The following is a 20,841-nucleotide window of genomic DNA, read 5'->3' as shown; positions in this document are numbered from 1 at the left end:
GCGGGGGATTTTGGCAAGTTTAGCGGGGCTATGCGCCCCAAGTGAGTTGTCATGCCCCGGCTTGACCGGGGCATCCAGTACGCCGCAGCTTTTCGCTTCTAGCCGCGCCGTCTCGGAGTACTGGATCGCCCGGTCAAGCCGGGCGATGACACCGAGTGTGTGGCAAACTCCGTCGGCGTCCGTCCCGTCACCTGACGGAACGCGGCCGAAAACGCCGGTACGCTGGCATAGCCGAGCTGGGTCGCGAGCTGCTTCACGGACACATTGGCATCGGTGGACAGCCGCTGGATCGCCGCCGCAATCCTCGCACGCTGGCACCAGCTCTTGAAGCTCAGCTGCGTCTCTGTCGAAAACAGCCGCGACAGTGTGCGCGCGGAGGTTCCGACCTCGCGCGCCAGCGCGTCGATGTCGTGCAGGCCGGTGGGATCGTCGAGCACGATCATGGCCGCGCGCCGGCAGCGCGGCTCGTGTGGCAGCGGCACGAAGGTCGCGGAATCCTCGGCCCGGACCAGTTCCAGCATCACTAGCCGAACCAGCAGATCGGTCCGCTCCTCGGTATTTTGCGCGTCGAACAGCGCGAGGATCGCCTGGTTCAGCAGCGGCGACACCCGCACCACGAATTCCTTGGTCAGTCCCTCATGGCGCTGCGCGCGCTTCAGCCAGGCCAAGTCGAAATACAGCGTCCGCATCTCGATGTCGGCGAGCAGATCGATGGCGTGCTGGAGCCCGGCGGGGACCCAGACCGCGCGGTCCGGCGGCACCAGCCAGCGCCCTCCGGGCGTCGTCACCTGCATGGTGCCCCTGGCGGCATAGATCAGCTGTGCCTCGCGGTGCATATGCGGATCGATCCGCATGCCCTTGGGATAGTCGCGTGCGACCAGATGCACGCCCGCGGGCGAGCGATGATTGCTCCGGACCGCCCGGAGGATTGGCGTCTCGACGACAGTCATTGGCAGCATCCCGTCATGCCCAAGACATATAACTCATTTCGGAGCAGGAGAGGATTCCCATGAACAGCCCCAGCCGGGTGATCAGTTTCGTCAACGCGGGCCATTTCATCGACCATTACGCGATGCTGATTTTCGCCGCCGCGGTGATCATCATGGGACCGGCGCTCGGCATGGCCTATTCGGAACTCCTGCCTTACGCGACGCCGGGCTTCGTCGCCTTCGGCGCGGGCTCGCTGCTCACCGGCTGGCTCGGCGACCGCTGGAGCCGTCGCCACATGATGCTGATCTTCTTCGTCGGCATCGGCGCCTCCATGATCTCGGTTGGCTTCGTGCAGACCCCGGCCCAACTCGGCGCGGCGCTGTTCGCGATCGGCATTTTTGCCTCGATCTATCATCCCGTCGGCACTGCCATGATCGTCTCCTACGCTGACAGGCTCGGCCGCGAGATGGGCATCAACGGCGTCTGGGGCAATCTCGGCGTCGCTTCGTCGGCGCTGGTCACCGGCGTGATCGGCCAGTATCTCGGCTGGCGCTTCGCCTTCATCGTCCCCGGCATCGTCACCATCCTGATCGGCATCGCGTTCGCGACGATGGTCGTTCACGAGGACCGCAAGGGCTCGAAGCAGGCGGCAGCGCAGGCGCGGGTCGCCAAGCAGGACATGTGGCGCGTGATCCTGTCGCTGCTGATCGTGGTGATCGCGATCTCCACGACGTTCAACGCCGTCACCGTGGCGCTGCCAAAGCTGTTCGCGGAGCGGCTTGCCGATCTCACCAAAAGCCCGGCGCTGCTCGGCGTCATCGCGGCCTGCGTCTACGTGTTCGGCGCGATGACGCAGTATACGATCGGCCGGCTGCTCGACCGCTATTCGCTGAAGACAGTGGCGCTGCCGCTGTCCTTCATGCTGGCGCCGTTCCTGTATCTCGCCGCGAGCCTGTCCAATCTGCCGCTGATCCTGGTCTCGATCGGCATCGTCATGGGCGCGTTCGGACAGGTCACGGTCAACGACGCCATGGTCGGCAAATACACCAGCGAGGAATGGCGCTCGCGCGCCTATGCCGTGCGCTATTTCATCGGCTTCACCGCGGCCGGCGCCTCGGTCGGCCTGGTCGCCTGGCTCTACGAGCAGGGCGGCTTCGTCACCATGCTGCATGCCTTCGCCGCACTCTGCCTGCTCGCGATCGCAGCCGCGATCATTCTCCCGCGCGAGATCAGGACACCGCAGGCGGTGTGAGGGATCGGCGTGAGGCGCGCGCCCGTTTCAATCCCGTCATTGCGAGGAGCGTAGCGACGAAGCAATCCAGAATCTTTCGGCGGACGGATTCTGGATTGCTTCCGCCTTCGCTAAAGGTTCGGCTGTCAAGTCGCCGCGCCCGCAATGACGTGGGAGTGGCGGCGGCTCGCGTAGTCTGCCGATGATGCCATCATGCCAGTGTTTTGCCCGACGGGGCAAGCATTTTCGGCAAAGCGAAATTAGATTTCGGCAAAGACGAAATTTTCTCCAGTCTTTTCAACCTCATCTCTACTGTGCATGGGGTTGTTTTCGCGTTTTTTTTGTTGAGGCCCCTTACCCGCCGCGAAGTCAAGGAACTCCCGTTGCCTGCCGCGGGTTCTATCCCCGTCATCCCGGCACCTCGCCGGGGCAGATGAAGGGGTAAAATTCCTGCATGCAGTGGAGCCTGCTCCGACCGGTCGGCCTTGTCCCCGCGGCGCTTGTCCTCACCACCGTTGCGGCCAGCGCCGAGGGCGGCAAATCGGCCGGTCCCTCGGAATTCCTGCTGGTGGCCCAGATCGTGCTGTTGATCGCGGTCGGCCGCGGTCTCGGCGAGATCATGCAGCGCCTCGGCCAGCCCTCGGTGATCGGCGAATTGCTCGCCGGCATCCTGCTCGGTCCCTCGCTGTTCGGTTGGGTCTGGCCTGACGCACAGCAGGCAATCTTCCCCAAAACGCCCGAGCAGAAAGCGATGATCGACGGCATCGCGCAGTTCGGCATCCTGCTGCTGTTGCTGCTGACCGGCATGGAGACCGACCTCAAGCTGGTCAGGAAGGTCGGCAAGGCCGCGATCGCGATCTCGATTGCCGGCATCCTCGTGCCCTTTGCCTGCGGTTTTGCGCTCGGCGAATTCCTGCCAGATGCGCTGTTGCCGAATCCGCAAGCCCGCCTGGTTGCGTCGCTGTTCATGGGCACGGCGCTGTCAATCTCCTCGGTGAAGATCGTCGCGGTGGTTGTGCGCGAGATGAACTTCATGCGCCGCAATGTCGGCCAGATCATCGTCGCCACCGCCGTCATCGACGACACCATCGGCTGGATCATCATCGCCGTCATCTTCAGCCTCGCTTCGCACGGCGCGCTGGATATCGCCTCGGTGGCGAAAGCTGTGCTGGGCACGCTGGCCTTCCTCGCGATTAGCTTCACCATCGGCCGCCGCATCGTGTTCCAGCTCATTCGATGGGCCAACGACAATCTCGTCAGCACCGCCCCGGTCATCACGGTGATCCTGCTGCTGATGTGCGCGATGGCGCTGGTCACGCATCTGATCGGCGTCCACACCGTGCTCGGTGCCTTCGTCGCCGGCATTCTGGTCGGGGAGTCCCCGATCCTGACGCGGCAGATCGACGAGCGGCTGCGCGGGCTGATCTCGAGCTTCTTCATGCCGGTGTTCTTCGGTTTGGCCGGCCTGAGCGCCGACCTCACGGTGCTGCGCGATCCCCATCTGCTGATGCTCACCGGCCTGCTGGTCGTGATCGCCAGCGTCGGCAAGTTCGGCGGCGCCTTCGTCGGCGGAACCGTGGGCGGGCTGAACACAAGGGAGTCGCTGGCCCTCGCAAGCGGGATGAACGCGCGCGGCTCGACCGAGGTGATCATCGCCACCATCGGTCTTTCGATCGGCGTGCTCAGCCAGAACCTGTTCACGATGATTGTGACCATGGCGATCGTGACCACGATGGCGATGCCGCCGATGCTGCGCGCCGCGCTGGCAAAGCTGCCGATGAACAAGGACGAGCAAGAGCGCCTGGAGCGGGAAGAATTCGAGAAGCGCGGCTTCGTCGCCAATCTCGAACGCCCCTTGCTCGCCGTGGACGAGAGCGTGAACGCCACCTTCGCTGCCCACATCGCCGGCCTGATCGCCGGCATGCGCGGCTTGCCAATCACCGTGCTGCACATCGGCAAGCGCGCCAAGGATCAGGAGAAGGGCCGCGATGAAGAGGAAAGCGCGGAAACCGTGGTGAAGAAGGCCGCCGAGATCGTATCGGCCCATGGCGATGGCGATGTCGGCAGCGTCGACGTCGTCACCCGGGCAAGGCGTGCGGAGCTCGGCGAGTCCATCGCCGACGAAGCGCGCAAGGGCTTCGATCTTCTGGTCATCGGCGTCGACAAGGTTGCTGCCGCCAAGGATCGCTTCGATCGGAGGATCGAGGACATCGCAGCGAAGTTCGAGGGACCGCTCGCGGTCGTGGCGGCCAAGGGCAAGCACCTGAAGCAGCCGACGCCCGAGGCGCTCAACATCCTCGTTCCGGTCTCCGGCAGCGGCGTCTCCAAGCGCGGCGCCGAGGTCGCGGTCGCGCTGGCGCAGGCGGGATCAGGCTCGCTCCGGGTGATCTATGTCGCGACGACGCGCGACAAGGGCGCGCAGCGCGGCGCCTCGCGTGGTCTGAACCAGGAGGCCGGCATCCTGAAGGACGCCAGCGATCTCGCCGCCCGTTACGAGGTCGACATCACCACGACCTTGCGCGCGAACCGGGCGCCTGAAGCGGCGATCCTGCGCGAGATCGAGACCACCGCCGTCGATCTCGTGGTGATGGGGGTCGATCGCATCCAGGCCGATCATCTCTCCTTCGGCGGCGTCGCCGACGCCGTGCTCAGGCAAGCGAAGGTGTCGGTGCTCCTGGTCTCGAGCGGGGAGGCGCGGCCGACGTCCACGGAGAAAGCCTAGGATTTCACTTCGGCCACTGCCACCGCCTTCGGCGTTTTCTTCGACGCACGCCAGTTCTCGAAGCGCTGCACCACCACGAAGAACGCCGGCACGAACAGCACCGCGAGGCAGGTCGAGGCCAGCATGCCCGAGAACACCGTGATGCCGATCGACTTGCGCGCGCTGGCACCGGCGCCGGTCGCGATCACCAGCGGCACCACGCCGAGGATGAAGGCGAACGACGTCATCAGGATCGGGCGGAAGCGGGCGCGCGCAGCTTCGACCGCGGATTCCAGCACCGGCTTGCCATCGCGGCCGTGCAGCTCGAGCCCGACCTCGACGATCAGGATGGCGTTCTTGGCCGACAGCGCGATCAGCAGGATCAGGCCGATCTGGCAATAGAGGTTGTTGTCGATCTTCAGTGCGTTGAGGATCAGCATGGGGCCGAGCAACGACAGCGGCACCGCCAGGATTACCGAGATCGGCGCGTACCAGCTCTCGTACTGGCCGGCGAGCACGAGATAGACCAGCAGCATGGCGAGCCCGAACACCCAGTAGATCTGGTTGGAGACGGCCTTCTCCTGATAGGACATCGCGGTCCATTCGAAGCCGGTGCCCGGCGGCAGCGTCTTGTCCGCGATCTCCTCCATCAGCTTCAGCGACTGGCCAGAGGAGTAGCCCTGCGCCGGCAGGCCGATCACGGTCGACGATGGATAGAGATTGTAGAGGCTGATCAGCGACGGGCCGGTGGCCGGCGTGATCGTGGCAACCGTGCCGATCGGGATCATGTCGCCGTTCGAGTTGCGCACCATCATGTTGGCGATGTCGCGCTCGGTGACGCGGAAGGCGGGATCGGCTTGCGTGTAGACCTGGAACACGCGGCCGAACTTGTTGAACTGGTTGACATAAGACGAGCCGAGATAGGTCGACAGCGCCGCGAACACCTGGTCCGTCGTCACGTGCAGCGTCTGGGTCTTGATGCGGTCGATCTCGACGTTAAATTGCGGAACCGAGGAGCGGAACGAGGACTGGACGCGCTGCAGGGCGCTCTGGCTCTGGCCGTTGGAGACCATCGCGCCCGTGATGGCCTGGAGCTTGGCAAAATCGCTGTTGCCGTCACGCAGTTCGACCTGCATCGAGAAGCCGGCGGCGTTGCCGATGCCCTGGATCGGCGGCGGCGGCAGCACAAGCGTGCGCGCTTCCATGATGGCCGCGAGCTTGTCGTTCAGCCCGTACACCAGCGAACGCAAATCCTCGCCCGGGCCTTTGCGCGCGTCCCAGTCCTTCAGGATGATGTAGGCGACGCCGGCATTGGCAAGGCTGGCGCTGTTGTCCAGCGCGGAGATGCCGGCGATGGTGATGACTTGCTGGACTCCGGGCGTGTCCTTGATCAGCTCGCTCGCTCTGTCGAGCACCTTCTGGGTCCGTTCCAGCGCGGCACCGTCAGGCAGTTGCACGGCAGCGATCAGATAGCCCTGGTCCTCGATCGGCAGGAAGCCGGTCGGCACCCGGGACAGGCCGTAGCCGCCGATCCCGATCAGCACCAGCGCGAGCGCGACAGAGATCGTGCTGTTCCTGCACAGCACGCCGATCAGTCGGATGTAGCCGCGCTCGACGCGGTTGTAGACCGCGTTGAAGCCGCGATAGAAGAAGTTGCGCTGCTCCGGCGGCACCGTCGGCCGCAGCCAGAGAGCGCATTGCGTCGGCTTCAGCGTCGCCGCGTTGATGGCGGACAGAAGCGCGGTCGCCGCGATCACCAGCGCAAATTGCGAATAGATGCGGCCGGTGAGCCCGGCGAGGAACGACGCTGGCAAAAACACCGAGATCAACACCAGCGTGATGCCGACGATCGGCGCGAACAGCTGGTCCATCGCCTTGATCGCGGCGTCATGGCCGTTCATGCCCTGCTCGATGTTGTGGGCCGCGCCTTCCACCACGACGATGGCATCGTCGACGACGATGCCGATCGCTAGCACGATCGCGAACAGCGTCGACATGTTGATGGTGAAGCCGAGCGCGGCCATGGCGGCGAAGGCGCCGATGATGGTCACCGGCACAGTGGTCGCCGGCACCAGCATCGCGCGCCAGTCCTGCAGGAACACCAGGATCACGACCAGCACCAGCAGGCCGGCCTCGATCAGCGTCATGTAGACCTCGTGCACCGAGGCCTGCACGAATTTGGTGGTGTCGAACGGCGTGTCATACTTCATGCCCTGCGGGAAGGCCTTTGCGAGCTGCGCCATCTTCTTCTCGACGGCCTGCTCGACCTGGAGTGCGTTGGCGCCGGGTGACTGGAACACGCCGATGCCGGTGGCAGGCTGCTTGTTGAGCGAGAAGATCTGGCTGTAGGTCTGCGCGCCCAATTCGACCCAGCCGACGTCGCGCACCCGCGTGACGTCGCCGCTGGTGCCTGATTTGACAATGATGTTCTCGAACTCGGTGGTATCGTCGAGCCTGCCGTTGACGTTGAGGGTGTACTGGAACGCCTGACCCGGCGGCGTCGGCGGTGCGCCGACCTGGCCGGCGGAGACCTGCTGGCTCTGCTGCTGGATCGCTTGGATCACGTCCTGCGGCACCAGGCCCCGGACCTGCAGCTTGTTCGGATCGAGCCACACCCGCATCGAATACTGACCGGCGCCGAACACGATGACGTTGCCGACGCCGGGCAGGCGCGAGAGTTCGTCGCGGAGGTTGATGGTGGCGTAGTTGCTCAAATAAAGGCTGTCGAACGTCTTGTCGGGCGAGGTCAGCGTCACGAACAGCAGGATCGACGTCGACCGCTTCTGTACGGTGACGCCCTGGTTCTGCACCGACTGGGGCAATTGCGACAGCGCGCTGGAGACGCGGTTCTGCACCAGCACTTGCGCGAAGTTCAGGTCGGTGCCGATCTTGAAGGTCACGGTCAGCGTATAGGTGCCGTCGGAGCCGCTGTAGGACTGCATGTAGAGCATGTCCTCGACGCCGTTGACCTGTTGTTCGATCGGCAAGGCAACTGTGTCGATCACGGTCTTGGCGCTGGCGCCGGGATAGCGTGTGGTGACCTGCACCGTCGGCGGCACCACGTCGGGATATTGCGCGATCGCGAGGTTGAACAGCGCGACGCCGCCGATCAGGATCATCAGCAGCGCGATGACGTTCGAGAGGACCGGCCGCTCGATGAAGAATTTTGAGATCATGGCCGGCGCTCCTACTTGCAGATCTTACTTGGCAGACGCCTGCGGCTGCTCGATCTTCGTCACCTGCGGGTCGATCTTCTGGCCCGGAATCACCCGCAGCAGTCCCGCGGTCACCACGCGGTCCTCCGGCTTCAAGCCGCTTTCGATCACGCGCAAGCCGTTGTCCACGGGACCGATCTGCACCTTGCGCTGCTCGACAACGTTGTCGCCATTGACGACGAGGAGATAGCGGCCGCCCTGATCGCTGCCGAGCGCGGTGTCGGGCACGAGCAGGGCGTCCTTCTCCTGAGTGAAGGGCACGCGAACGCGGACGAAATAGCCAGGCAGCAGCACCCGCTTGTCGTTGGGGACAAGGCCCCGCACTGCGAGCGTGCCCGTCGACTGGGTGAGGGTCGGGGCGACATAGTCAAGCTTGCCCTCATGCGGATAACCGGCCTCGGTCTGCAAACCGACTTGAATCGGAAATTGCTTCATGTCTGCGGCGGTGAGCCCGCGGCGGGCGGCCTCGGCACGGATGCGCAGCACGTCCTGCTCGTTGACGGTGAAATTCACATAGATCGGGTCCATCGCGACGATGGACGCGAGTTGAGTTGGAGAGGAGACGCCGACGAGTTCGCCGACCGAGACCATGTGAGCGCTGACGATGCCGTCGAAAGGCGCGGTCACGTTGGTGTAGCCGTAGTTGACCTGGGCGAGCTTGGTGTTGGCCTCGGCCTGCTGGAGATTGGCCTGCGCGTTATCGCGCGTCGATGTCGAGGTGTCGAGCGTGGCCTGCGAGACGGCCTGGCGCTGCACCAGCTCAGCCTGCCGTTTGTAGTCGGCTTCCGCCTGCCGGACTGAGGCCTGCGCGCCGGCCTCGGCCGCCCGCGCCTGGTCGAGCTTGAGCTTGTAGGTCTCGGGCTCGATCGTGAACAGCTGGGTGCCCTGCTTGACGAAGGCGCCGTCCTGGTAGTCGATCGATTGCAGGAATCCCTGCACGCGCGCGACGAGATCGACATTCTTGATCGGCGCGGTGTTGCCGGTGGCCTCGACATAACGGGCCACCGGGCGCTGCACAGGCGCGGCGACGTCCACCTTGGGCGGCGGCGGAGCGACGAAACTGTTCTTGTCCTCGCAGCCGGCGAGCGCGGCCACGGCCATCGCGGCGGCCAGTGCCTGCCCGACATGTCTCCACGCTTCGTTGCGCCGTGCGGGAGATGCGGGATTCGCGCAGGTCATTCGGTGGCCCCCGGTTGCTGTCTGTCGAGGCGGGAGGCTACCAACAAATGCCCGGACGTGGAACACCATAGCCATGGCAGTCGTCGGCCTTGCGCTGCGGACCGCGCTGTGGCCTTTGGCAGTTTTGCCATCACAAACCGCTTTTCATCGCGCACCCGATCGACCAGAATTATGTCACAGGCCGAGCGACGGCGCGCGAAGCGGTCGGGACGAACAAGAGAAGAATACAAGAAGAAAAGGTCGGGAGATCATGACATGCCCACGTCGGTCCTTAAGTCGGTCCTTGCCGGCCTCATTCTCGCAGCGGCGGTCGTCATGCCCGCGCTAGGCGATGGACTTAAGGACGAGATCGCACCGACCGGCAAGCTGCGGGTCGCGATTGCGATCAGCCTGGCTGGCGGCGCGTTCTGGTCCACCAAGACCGGAGACGGCTATGCCGGCGTGCCGGTCGATCTCGGCAGGGAGATGGCCGGGCAACTCGGCGTGCCCGTTGAATATGTCGTGTACCAGAATTCAGGGCAGATCACTGACGCGGCATCGAACGGCAACTGGGACGTCACCTGGTTGCCCAAAGATCCTGAGCGCGAGAGCAGGATGATGTTCGGCCCGATCTACGAGGTCGCGGACGCCACCTACATCGTCAAATCAGGCTCGAACGTCACCAATTTCGCCACGCTCGATCAGGTGGGCATCAAGGTCGCGGCCGTGAACGCCACGACCACGATGCGCGGCGCGGCCGCGCATCTGAAGAATGCGAAGGTCACGGGCTATCAGACCTATGACGAGATCTTCGGCCTCCTCAGCAGCGGCCAGATCGATGCGTTTGCGCTGTCGCGCGACCAGCTCAACAAGATGGCGCAGAAGATCCCGGGCACGCGCGTGCTCGACGAGACCTTCAAGAAGACCGTCACGGCGGTCGCTGTACCGCTCGGCCACCCCCAAGCGCTGACCTTCGTCACCAAATTCATGAACGAGGCGGTGACGAATGGCACCTTGCGCAAGGCCTACGACAGCAATGGCCTGAAGGACGCGCCGATCCGCACCGAATAGGACGGCGGCGCAGGATGACTGCGCCGCGCTCCGGCCCTACGGCTCCGCGGTGCGGATGCCCGCGGGGCTCACTTGCATCTTGAGCGTGGATGTCTTGTTCAGCGCCTTGCCATCGAACGAGAAGGCGATCAGCTCGTTTTCGACCATGCACTGGGCCACGACATATTTGGACTCCTTGGACCACACCATGCCCTGGCACCAATGGCCGATCTTCGCTTCCGTCACCGGCGTAAGGTCAGTGCCCGAAATCTTGTAGACCTTGAGCAGGCCGAAATCGTTGAAGAACGGCGACGCCGACGGCTTGTTCGAACCGTTCATGACGGTCACGGCCACGTAGTTGCCGTCCGGGGACATCTTCACGGCTTCCGGCGTCTGCCCGACGGTGACTGTCGTGACGACGCGGATCGGTTTCGCCGTCATGTCGATCAGGCTGATCGAGTCGTTGTCGCCGCTGCTGGCGCCGACATTGCCGACGATGGCGGCGGCGCTGCCGGTGACATCGATGTCGTAGGGGCGGATGCCCGCGGAGAGATCGCGCTTGGCGTACTCGACCTTGCTCCCGTCCACAGTCAGAAGCGAGATCTCGCTGTCTCCGTCGCGCGTGACCAGCGCGGTCGCGCCGTCATGGGAAAAGACCGCGTGGCTGGGGCCTGATTTGGCGTCGCCGAGCTGGATCTTGCCGACGGGCGCAAGCGTGCCCCCGCTGATGGTGAAGACCGAGACCGTTCCTTCGCTGCGGTTCGCAACCAGCGCCAGCGTGCCCGCGCGGTTGATCGAAACGCCGGCAGCGCCCGCGCCGGCTTGCAAGGTCGCCAGTACTTTGGGCGGCGTGGATTTCAGGTCGATGACCGAAAGCTTGTCGTCGGGCACCGTCTTGGTCGGATCCGCGGGATCGAGCTTCATCGCGCCGGTAACGAGGGCGAACGCGCCATCCGGCGCAATTGCCACGCTCGGCGGCGGTCCGACGACGCTGGCCGGGGCGGGCACCTCGCCTAGAAGTTTCAAGGCACCGTCGGTGAAGTCGATGACGCTCACCGTGTCCGGCAGTGGTTGCTTGCGCACCAGGGCGCTGCCGTTCTCGAGCACCATCTTGCCGTCATTGGCCGTGACGACGATCTCGGCGTGCGCGGCGAAATTGGCGAGGCCCGCCAGGGATGTTGAGATCAAAGCACATGCGGCACGGCGCGTGCGCTTGCGAAGAGCGGCTGTCATATGTCCCCCCGAGATTTGTTCTTGTCCGGAGAAGCTAAATGCACCGGGCGCAGGACGCAATGACCAGGTGGCGAGCGTTTGCCTTTGAAGACGCCGACGGACGGCTACAAGGCGGGAGCTAGCCTCTCAGTCGCGTGCCACGCGGCGAGGCCCCTCAGCGTGGCTTGATCTCCGCGTATTTCGCCATCGCCTTCTCGAACTTCCGCTTGAACAGCCACATCGCGCCAAGGATTTCCCGGAAGCTTGCCGAGGTGCGCGCCCGGTCGGCCTGTCCGAATGCGAAGATGCTGTTGTTGCGCAGGTGCTTCATGATCGTCGGACTGGACACCCTGTAGTTCAGGAGATCGCCGGACCTGAGCGCCGCCCGCGTCGGCGTGGGAACGATCTGGATCAGCTCGAACAGCTTCATTTGGTCGATCGGGTCGGGCAGCGTCTTCACGATTCCTGGGATCTCCCGGAAAATATCCGCATGCGCGTTCATCAGGCCGTCGCGCACGTTGGTCCAGTGATTGAAGCGATGATCGGTGCCGCGGGCCCGCGCCTCCTCCTTGTCGTCGCGCGCGCTCAACCCGGGATCGGCGGCCGCGATCTCGCCCTTGATGGCGTCCCATTTCCTATGGCCGTTGCGGTCCTCGGACGGGCCGGTCTGGAAGCTGCCCATATAGGTGTTCGAGCGCCCGTTGCGGACGTTCTGCTTGCCGTTGGTCTCGGCGAAGAACAGCCCCAGACTGATCCGGCCCGCGGCTTCGGCGTGGTCAGGCGCCAACCCCTTGGCGCGTGCGATCGCGACCGCGAGATCCACCACGTCCTTGAACGGTGTCGCCGAGTTCTGCGCGCCGGCCGGCGGCGCTTCCATGATCTCGAACAGCTTTGAGTATTCGTCCACCAGCGGTTCGATGTCGGCATCGAAATAGGCCGGCGGGATCTCGAACTTGTTGGGCCTGCCGGTCCGCGACGGCATGACGTCGGTGAGATCCTTGTAAGCACTGATCACGGCGACGCGTGCCAGATAGAGCGCCTGGCCCGGCAGGTTCGGCAGCGGCTGTTTGGCGTCGATCTGGCGGCGCCGCTCGGAGAGAATCGCTTTGAAATCGCCGAGCGCACGCTCGTAGGTCGCAACCGCCTCCGATTGCCTGGCCGTGAGCGTTTGCGCCAGGCTCGGGACGAAGGTCGCAAGGATCAGCCCAAGCGCCGTTATGACTGCGGCGGCGCGATGTCGTGCTCTCATGGCCGGTTCCCTGGGCCTGTCGATTCGATGGCCAAGGGGATCGTAAGCATCGGAGGCGAGGGCTGGCGAGCGGCAAATCCCACTCGGCCCGAATTCGCGGCCTCACGCCGCTTGGTAATCCGGCACGGAGGCGAGAAACCGCGCATAGGCGTCCGCGTCCGGCGGCCGGAAGTGGCCCGCGAGCCCGCCGCGCTTCTGCTCCTTGGCGCCGATGTCGGCCATCAGCTCGTCGAAGTGACGGTAGTGATAGGGCGCGACGCAGAGGCCGCCATAGACGCCCGCAGCCGGCCGTTCGACCCGCTTGAAGTGCAGCATCATCTCGATGTTGTCGCGCATCTGTTGCGCGGTCGGCTGGCGTGCGAGCTGTCCGTCGGCGTAACGGACCAGCCAGTTGGCGGCGAGGTCGGCGCAGAGCACGGTGCAGAACGAGGAGTTGAAACCGACGAAACCGAGCTCCGGCAGGTCGGGATTGGCGATCAGGCGATAGAGCCGGTACTGCCCATCCGCATCGACCAGTTTTGCCTGGTACGCGGCGGGCAGGAATGGCACGCCGAGCTTGTAGCCGATCGCGAGCACCGCGACATCGGCCGCCACGCGCTCGCCGCCGCTCATCACGATGGTGTCACCGTCGTAATGATCGAAGCTGCCGAACACGGCCTTGATGCGGCCGTCGGCTACCATCGGATGGAAGCCGGGTGTTGCGATCGGCACCGAGCAGTTGACTCCGTCCTCGATCCGCTCCTTCGGCACCATGTTGCATTGCTTCAGCTTGAGCTGCGCCTTCAACAGGCTTTCCAGCCCGCGCCAGTTTGCCCAGACGAACGGTGCTGCGATGCGATGCGCAAGGCGCGACATCGCGCCGATGCCCCAGCCCGGAAACATCTCCTCCTGCGCACGGATGTAGAGGATGCGCTTGAAGTTCACGAGACCGCCGATGAAATAAGGAATGCGCCAGACCGGCTCGCGCATCACGATCGTCACCTCACGCGCGCCCGCTTTCACGGCGTTCACCGCGATGTCGGTTGCCGATTTCGATCCGCCGAGCACGACGACGCGCCGTCCTTTCACCACTTGAGGATCGTTGTATTTCGATGAATGCAGGATCTGCCCGCCCTGTGCTAGAAAGCCGTCTTCGCCTGGGCAGTGCAGCTCCCGCGGCTCGTAGAACTGTCCGGTGCAGACCGCGACGAAGTCGAAATCCTCAGCTGTGCTGGCGCCGCTCTTGTCCGAGAGCGCGAGCGTCCAGCCTGGTCTGCCGTCGGCGCGTCGCGCCATGCCCGACACGCTGGTGTTGAAACGCAGCATACGGTCGAGGCCAAAAATTCGTGCGTAGTTGGCGAGGTAGGCGTGGACTTGCGATCCGGTCGGCCATTCCGGATAGGCTTCGGGCATGGCGCGGTCGGTGTAGCGGTAGAGCTCCTTCGGGCTCTGGGTCTGCACCTCCGGATAGGAGCGCGCCGGCTCCCAGACGCCGCCGAGATCGGCGCTGCGTTCAATGATGGTGACCCGGTGACCGCGGGTCGAGAACGCCTTTGCGGCGGCAAGGCCGGAGACGCCGGCGCCGATCACGCAGACATGCTTTGGGTTGACCATGGGATTGCTCGCGAGCTCGAATGTTCTGGGCACAGCAGGCCGCGTTCGGCCGCGCTGCGCGGCCGCTGGACCTGCGACGAAACAGAAATGGGAGTGGGGCGGCCGCCTAGTCGTTGGCTTCAGGCGGCAGGAAGTCGACCTCGTGCAGGGCCGAGATGCGCACGACCTCGGCGGGGTCGGCCAGATTGTGGAGCTGGTTGAACAGCGCCTCCAGCTTCTGCATCGGCGAGACCCAGAACAGCGCGCGGGCCGGCTTGTCGGACTTGTTGAAATAGCCGTGCGGGATGCCGCGCGGCAGGCGCACGAGATCGCCGGCGTTGGCCTTGACCCATTTGCCGTCGAGCTTGAGGTCGAGCGTGCCCTCCTGCACCAGGATGAATTCGTCCTGGGTCGGATGGATGTGCACTGGCACGAACTGGCCCGGCTCGCTGTTGGTCTCGAAGGCAAAGGTGGAATCGGTGACGGCCTTGGGAAAATAGACCTGGCCCAGAATATTCCAGGTCTTGCCGCCATAGCCCGTGCCGTTCGCGGTAATGCCCTTCTCGAGTGCAGTCATGGCTCGCCTCCATCGTGGATCCCGACGAGGGTGGAGCTTCGGTCAGGCGCGGGCTGCTGTCTATCCGCTAAACGAATCCGGACACGTCCTGTGCCGTGCGGCACGACGTTTTTGCGACAGGGCTCTTTCCGGGGACGGGGAACTATTATAGGTTTAAAATATTCCGTGATGCCAAGCGTGGTCGGCGATGTCCGCAGCCGAGCTGGAAATGAGCACGCCTCGATCCGCGGCCGAAAGGCTCGCGGCTTTCGCCCGCGTCACCACCGACGACGCCGACGAGCGGCCGAGCAGGTCGGGCGCATCTTCTGCCCGCATGATCTGACGCCGATGCGGAGGTCGGGCTTCTCGGCCAGGCACAATTGTGCCGCCTTCGACGGCTTTTCCATCAACTATGTCGCCTATGGCGGATCCGTCACCATCGATCCCGGCTGCCTCGACCGCTTCTTCCTGGTGCAGATCCCGCTCGCCGGCACGGCCCGTATCCGCGCAGGTACCCGCGAACTCGACACAGCGCCGGAACGGACGGCGTCGCTGTTGTCGCCGACCATCCCGACCCGGATGATCTGGACCGAGTCGGCGCAAGCGATCCTGCTGCTCGACCGCCGCATGGTCGAGCAGCGCGCAGCGGCATTGTCGGGCAGGGCGACCGGCGCGGTCGAGTTCGACCCTACGCTCGACCTGAACGTGCCGGCCGCGCGCGGCCTCGCGGCGAAGCTCGTCGAGCTGATGATGCTCGCCGAAGGTCTCGGACCGTCCGGCAGGCTTTCACCGGTCGCGACCGCGGGCTGGCGCGAGGCGCTGCTTCATTACCTCCTCGACGGCCAGCGGCACGGCCTGTCCGACGCGATCAGAACGTTCTCGGGCCAGGGCGAGCGTCTGCCGCGCGCGCTGCACACTGCGCGGGACTGCCTCGCGGCGAATGCCTGCGAGCCGCTCGACGTTGCGCACCTCGCCTGTGAGTCCGGGATCGGCATCCGCGCGCTACAGCTCGGTTTCCGCCGTCATTTCGGCGTGTCGATCTCGCAGATGCTGCTCGACATGCGCCTCGCCAATCTCCACACCCGGCTCACGCAAGCCGAGCTGGACACTTCGATCACCGAGATCGCCTTCGATCTCGGCTTCACCCATCTCGGCCGCATGGCCGGCGCCTATCGCGAAAAATTCGGCGAGACGCCGTCAGCGACGCTGCGGCGGAAGATGAGCTGATGCGCCGGCGGCTTCCCGATGTCGGTTGGGGAGCGCGCGGCGCGAAGACGCGGCATCATTTGAACGTCGTCGCCTGAGTAACATCGCCCCAGCAATACTGATCGTCGCAGTCTTTTAGCTTGTCGTTGATTGACCATTCAACCATGCCACCCGCGTTGGAATTCGCAGCGGATGGCCTAGGTCTTCCGCGACCTTGTCGCGCCATCGCGTTCAGCCGCCTGCCTGCGCAGAAAGCCTTCGAGATCGGCCTGCACGGAATAGGGCGTCGGGATCGGATCGCCCGCGTCGTCGACAGCGGTGTCGAGAGAGCGGCGCAGCATGCGCGCGAGCTCGGCCTTGCGGTAGGGCTTTGTCAGAAGCGGTGCGCCCTTGGTGGCGCGCCCCTGCGCATGCGGGGCGTCGTAGGCATAGCCCGACGTGAAGAGCACCCGCAGCGAGGGGCGCGATGCCACCATCTCGTCGGCGAGCTCTCGTCCGTTCAAGCTGCCGGCCATCACGATGTCGGTGAAAAGCAGGTCGAAGGGCGTGCCTTCGGCCGCGATGGCCAGTGCCTCGGCTGCATTGGCGGCCGGGATGACCTTGTAGCCGAGGCTTTCGAGCTGAACCGTGACGTACTGGCGGACGTCGCGGTCGTCCTCGACACAAAGAATGGTTTCCGTCCCGCCCACGACCTTGCGCTCGTCATAGCCGGTGGGGCGAAGCGTGCTCGCCTCCGCCTTCGGCAGATAGATCGTGAAAGTCGTGCCGCGTCCTTCTTCGGAAGCGACCTTGATTCCGCCACCGGACTGCTTGATGAATCCGAACACCATGCTGAGCCCGAGCCCGGTGCCCTTCCCGATGTCCTTGGTCGAGAAGAAGGGATCGAAGATCCGCTCCAGAATGGCCGGCGGAATGCCAGTGCCGGTATCGCCTATCTCGATCTCGACATAGTCGCCGGCATAGCCGGCCCCGACCGCCACGGCCTCGCGGACGCCGAACACGACGTTGCGCGTCGTCAACGTCAGTCTGCCGCCGTCCAGCATCGCGTCGCGGGCGTTGATCGCGAGGTTGAGAAGCGCCGAGCTCAATTGGCCGCGATCGACGAGGGCGAGCCAAATGTTGCCGTCGAGCCGGGTCACGATCTCGATCTTCTTGTCGAAGGTTGCCAGCAGCAGCTTTGCGAGCTCTTCGAGCAGCTCGTTGATGTCGCTCTCGGCCGGCTTGAGCGCCTGCTTGCGGGCAAAGGACAACAGGCTCGACGTCAGCGCGGCGCCGCGATCGGCGGCGTCGCTGATCAGCTTGGTGATGGTCGCGAGCGGCGGATTATCCTTCACGGCGTCGGCGAGGATCTCGATCGTGCCCGTGATCACGGTGAGCATGTTGTTGAATTCGTGCGCAATGCCGCCGGTGAGCTGACCGATCGCCTCCATCTTCTGGGCCTGGATCAGCTGCTCCTCGGCGGCGCGCTTCTGGGTGACATCCTTGACGAAATTGTTGATGAGGGTGCGCCCCCCGATGTGGAGCGCCGTGCTGGAGGCCTCGATCAGGATCTCGTCGCCGTCCCGGTGCAGCAGGGTCGCTTCGAACCGGATGCCGATTGGCGTATCCGACAATTCCGGCAGCAGCCGCATCATGCGTTGCCTGAAGCCGTCGCGCAGCGGCTCGGCGATGAGGAGATTGACGACGTCCGTGCCGAGCGCCTCCTTGTGCGTCCATCCCGTCAGGGCCTCGGCCTGAAGGCTCCATTCCAGCACGATGCCGTTCTGGTCGGTCTGAACGAAGGCATCGAGCGCGGTCTTGATGACCGCTTGCGTCATCTGTGCGCTGGCCCGCGCCTGCTCGGTCAGTAGCGCGGCGGCCCGTTTTTCCTGCGCCGTTTCGATCGCGCGCGTGCACAGACGAGCGAGCAGGACCGCAATGGCGCCGCTTGCGAGCATGGCGACGATCTGGGCAATGCCGAACCCGGTTCCGGTCGCGGCATAGGAGACGAGGAGAGCCGCCGCGGTCACGATGACCTGCGCGGCCATCGCGAGTGTCAGAAGCCGCCTGAGTTTCATGGTCTCACACCAACGCGTCAGTGGCAGACCCTCGTGTCCGCCCTGTCAATGACCGGCTCCACGTGAGCTACAGATGTGAGCTACAGATTCCGCGCGGCAGCGTCGAGGGGCAATTTGCGGTGGTGCCGGGCTGGCGGCGCTTTCAACCTGCCGGCGAATCGGTCTGGCGCAGCGTCGTCACCCAGATCACGCGGGCCGTCTGCTGGGTCGGGTTGTCGAACATGTGCGGCACGATGCTCGGAAAGCGAAAGCTGTCGCCGGCGTCGAGCAGATGGGCCTGGTTGTCGAGCCACAGCCGCAGGCTGCCTGAAAGGATGTAGCCCGCCTTCTCGCCGGTGTGCTGCAGGAAGTCGGTGCCGGACGAGGCGCCGGGATTGAGCGTGAGCTCGTAGAATTCGAGCTGGCCTTTGTCTGCCGGCGTCAGCGCTTCCTTGACGACGCCGCTGGCGGTGAGCCGCAGCAGGCGCCGGCCGTTCTTGCGCACGATATAGCGCTGCACGTCGGCGGGATCGGTGGTCTCGAAGAAATAGGAGATGGGAACGTCGAGCGCGATGCTGAGCAGGCGCAGCGTGCGTATCGACGGCATGGCGCGCGCGCGTTCGAGCTGGCTGATCATGCCGTTGGAGAGGCCGGTCTTCTTGGCGACGTCCTGGATCGACAGGCCCGCGCGCTGCCGCAGCAGCCGCACGGTCTCGCCGAGGCGCTGGTCGACGGCATCGTCGGCTTCGGTCGGCGGGGCATCCTTCGGATCGTTGATCTCGCCGCGACCATCCATGTCGCTCTCCCATGCATCATCTCAGCCCGGACAATGACGTTCCGGAGCTTCAGTCGGAGTGAAAAGGTCGCGCATCCTAGCAATATGATTGACAGCTGTATTTAGTCGTGATGAACTTTTGATAGAAAATTTAGAAGCACTAAAGCCCATTCCTGTCCCTTTGCCGGGGTCTCGGGGCCCGGGAGACGGTGCCGCGTGCGACAACGGAGAGTGGTCATGGCGGACGACACCGGGAAGTTCGGCGTTGGGGCACTGCATCTCGGCAATCCGAATCGCCGTCAGATCTTTCAGCTCGGGGCCGGCGCCGCGGCGGGATGGACGCTATCGGGCAACGCATTTGCGCAGACAGAACGCCCGACCAATCCGCCGGACAAGCCGCGCGGACAGGTGATCGCGGCGCTGTCGCAGGAGCCGACGGTCTTTCATCCCCTGATGCCGGGCATCGAAGTCGATCAGGGCATCTGGTGGCAGGTGTTCTCGCCGCTCTGGTTCATCGATCCCGACGGCAAGTTCGTTCCCGACCTCGCCCGCGAAGTCCCGACGGTCGAGAATGGCGGCCTCTCGGCCGACGGCCTGACCTGGAAGATCAAGCTCCGCAGCGACGTGAAATGGCACGACGGCACGCCGTTCACGGCCGAGGACGTGAAGTTCTCGCTTGAGCTGATCAACAACCCCGATTTTCGCGCGCGCAGCCGCGTCGGCCATAGTCTCGTCAAGGACATCAAGATCGTCGCGCCCGACGAGATTCACTGGCGCATGGAAGCTCCCTATTCGCCCTATATGTCGATCCTGGGATCGCTGACCTTCATCGTGCCCAAGCACATCCTGGAGAAGGTGACCGATCCGAACGCCTCGCCGTTCCACAATGCGCCTGTCGGCACCGGACCGTTCCGCTGGGGCGAGCGCGTGCCGGGCGACCACATTCAGTTGAATGCCCATACCGCCTATCACGCCAAGGGACCCTACGTTGAGCGCGTGGTGTTCAAATACATTCCAGACCTGACCGTGCTCTACACCCAGTTCCGCACCGGCCAGGTCGATTACACCGGCCTGCAAGGCATTCTGCCGAACTTCGTGCAGGAAGCGAAGACGCTGAAGGGCCGCAAGATCTTCGTCTCATCCACGTCGTCGGTGGAGCACATCGCGCCCAATCTGGAGTTCGGCGCGTTGGCGGACCGCACGGTGCGCGAGGCGCTGTATCTCGCGATCAACAAGCAGGCGATCATCGACGCGCTGAACTACGGCTTGCCGACGCAGACCGAAAGCTTCGTGCCGCAACAGGCCTGGTCGTTCCAGCAGGGACTGCCGCAGCACAAATACGATCCGGCCAAGGCCAACACGCTGCTCGATGCGGCCGGTTGGGTCCGCGGCGCCGGCGGCGTGCGCGAGAAAGGCGGCGTCAAGCTCGAATTCACCAATTCAACGACGTCGGGCAATGCGGTGCGTGAGCAGACCCAGCAGCTGCTGATCCAGGACTGGCGCGCGATCGGTGCCGCGATGCGCGTCAACAACATGCCGGCCGCCGTGATCTGGGGCGACTTCTGGCAGCAATCGAAATTCAATTCGGTGATCGTGGGAGTGAATTTCATGCTCGGCAGCGACCCCGACGTGACGCCCCGCTTCGGCTCCGGCGCCATTCCTGCCAAAGGTGGCCGCGGCTACAACACCTATCAGTATCGCAACCCGGAGGCGGATCGGCTTCTCGCCGAAGGTGCCAAGCAGTTCGATCTGGCGCAGCGCAAGACGACCTATGGCGCTCTGCAAAAGCTCATCCGCGACGACCTCGCGATCCTGCCGCTGTTCCAGGGCTTCATCGCCGAAGGTGTGAAGGAAGGGCTGCAAGGCTTCCGTCCCAACATCAACATGTCGATCAACTGCTGGAACATTCGCGAATGGTATTGGGCCTGATGGTTCAGGCGCGCGAGATCG

The 20,841-nt window shown here is 64.5% G+C and carries 13 protein-coding genes and 1 pseudogene; 5 read left to right on the top strand and 9 right to left on the bottom strand.

Going from position 1 to position 20,841, the window contains the following annotated elements:
- Positions 1 to 98: 98 nt before the first annotated feature.
- On the bottom strand, positions 99 to 950 hold the full coding sequence (locus IVB19_RS29780) for an AraC family transcriptional regulator (RefSeq protein WP_026232669.1): 852 nt from the start codon (positions 948 to 950) through the stop codon (positions 99 to 101).
- A 59-nt stretch (positions 951 to 1,009) separates the two neighbouring features.
- Between IVB19_RS29780 and IVB19_RS29775 the strand changes: the two genes are divergently transcribed.
- Positions 1,010 to 2,182 carry an MFS transporter gene (locus IVB19_RS29775; protein ID WP_018454089.1) on the top strand — a complete coding sequence of 391 codons (1,173 nt, stop codon included), beginning with the start codon at positions 1,010 to 1,012 and terminating at the stop codon, positions 2,180 to 2,182.
- Positions 2,183 to 2,615: 433 nt separating this feature from the next.
- The gene (locus IVB19_RS29770) at positions 2,616 to 4,883 is read left to right on the top strand and encodes a cation:proton antiporter domain-containing protein (RefSeq protein WP_018454090.1); all 2,268 of its coding nucleotides are present in this window, start codon (positions 2,616 to 2,618) and stop codon (positions 4,881 to 4,883) included.
- Here IVB19_RS29770 and IVB19_RS29765 read toward each other — a convergent pair.
- Together IVB19_RS29765 and IVB19_RS29760 are read right to left on the bottom strand one after the other, a co-directional pair.
- Complete coding sequence (locus IVB19_RS29765; protein WP_247820464.1) at positions 4,880 to 8,038, bottom strand: efflux RND transporter permease subunit; 3,159 nt, start codon at positions 8,036 to 8,038, stop codon at positions 4,880 to 4,882. The genes IVB19_RS29770 and IVB19_RS29765 overlap by 4 nt on opposite strands.
- 24 nt (positions 8,039 to 8,062) lie before the next feature.
- Entirely contained in the window at positions 8,063 to 9,256 is a 1,194-nt protein-coding gene (locus tag IVB19_RS29760; RefSeq protein ID WP_247820463.1) for an efflux RND transporter periplasmic adaptor subunit, read from the bottom strand.
- A 255-nt stretch (positions 9,257 to 9,511) separates the two neighbouring features.
- On the opposite strand from IVB19_RS29760, the gene IVB19_RS29755 reads away from it, so the two are divergent.
- Positions 9,512 to 10,306 (top strand): ABC transporter substrate-binding protein, encoded by a 795-nt coding sequence (locus tag IVB19_RS29755; protein WP_018454093.1) that lies wholly within the window; start codon positions 9,512 to 9,514, stop codon positions 10,304 to 10,306.
- Positions 10,307 to 10,342: 36 nt separating this feature from the next.
- Here IVB19_RS29755 and IVB19_RS29750 read toward each other — a convergent pair whose 3' ends face one another.
- The 4 genes from IVB19_RS29750 to IVB19_RS29735 form a co-directional block, all read right to left on the bottom strand.
- Complete coding sequence (locus IVB19_RS29750) at positions 10,343 to 11,518, bottom strand: YncE family protein (protein WP_018454094.1); 1,176 nt, start codon at positions 11,516 to 11,518, stop codon at positions 10,343 to 10,345.
- A gap of 154 nt (positions 11,519 to 11,672) precedes the next feature.
- On the bottom strand, positions 11,673 to 12,746 hold the full coding sequence (locus IVB19_RS29745) for a hypothetical protein (RefSeq protein WP_018454095.1): 1,074 nt from the start codon (positions 12,744 to 12,746) through the stop codon (positions 11,673 to 11,675).
- A gap of 102 nt (positions 12,747 to 12,848) precedes the next feature.
- Positions 12,849 to 14,339 carry a flavin-containing monooxygenase gene (locus tag IVB19_RS29740; RefSeq protein ID WP_247820462.1) on the bottom strand — a complete coding sequence of 497 codons (1,491 nt, stop codon included), beginning with the start codon at positions 14,337 to 14,339 and terminating at the stop codon, positions 12,849 to 12,851.
- A gap of 106 nt (positions 14,340 to 14,445) precedes the next feature.
- Entirely contained in the window at positions 14,446 to 14,895 is a 450-nt protein-coding gene (locus IVB19_RS29735; protein WP_018454097.1) for a cupin domain-containing protein, read from the bottom strand.
- Between the two features lie 187 nt (positions 14,896 to 15,082).
- On the opposite strand from IVB19_RS29735, the pseudogene IVB19_RS29730 reads away from it, so the two are divergent.
- Positions 15,083 to 16,101 (top strand): annotated as a pseudogene (locus tag IVB19_RS29730) (helix-turn-helix transcriptional regulator).
- Between the two features lie 176 nt (positions 16,102 to 16,277).
- On the opposite strand, the gene IVB19_RS29725 reads toward IVB19_RS29730, so the two are convergent.
- Both IVB19_RS29725 and IVB19_RS29720 read right to left on the bottom strand, forming a co-directional pair.
- A complete protein-coding gene (locus IVB19_RS29725; protein ID WP_039798950.1) occupies positions 16,278 to 18,137 on the bottom strand; it encodes an ATP-binding protein in 1,860 nt (619 codons plus the stop codon).
- Between the two features lie 142 nt (positions 18,138 to 18,279).
- Complete coding sequence (locus IVB19_RS29720; RefSeq protein WP_018454100.1) at positions 18,280 to 18,912, bottom strand: cupin domain-containing protein; 633 nt, start codon at positions 18,910 to 18,912, stop codon at positions 18,280 to 18,282.
- A gap of 216 nt (positions 18,913 to 19,128) precedes the next feature.
- Here IVB19_RS29720 and IVB19_RS29715 point away from each other — a divergent pair, with 216 nt between their 5' ends.
- Positions 19,129 to 20,820: a peptide ABC transporter substrate-binding protein gene (locus IVB19_RS29715; RefSeq protein WP_018454101.1), complete on the top strand. Its 1,692-nt coding sequence runs from the start codon at positions 19,129 to 19,131 to the stop codon at positions 20,818 to 20,820.
- The last annotated feature ends 21 nt before the right edge of the window (positions 20,821 to 20,841 follow it).

Origin of the sequence: Bradyrhizobium sp. 187 (assembly GCF_023101005.1) — a bacterium.
GTDB classification, from domain to species: Bacteria; Pseudomonadota; Alphaproteobacteria; order Rhizobiales; family Xanthobacteraceae; genus Bradyrhizobium; species Bradyrhizobium canariense_D.
The sequence above is the reverse complement of the archived record's forward strand: the minus strand, read 5'-3'. Positions and strand labels throughout refer to the sequence as shown.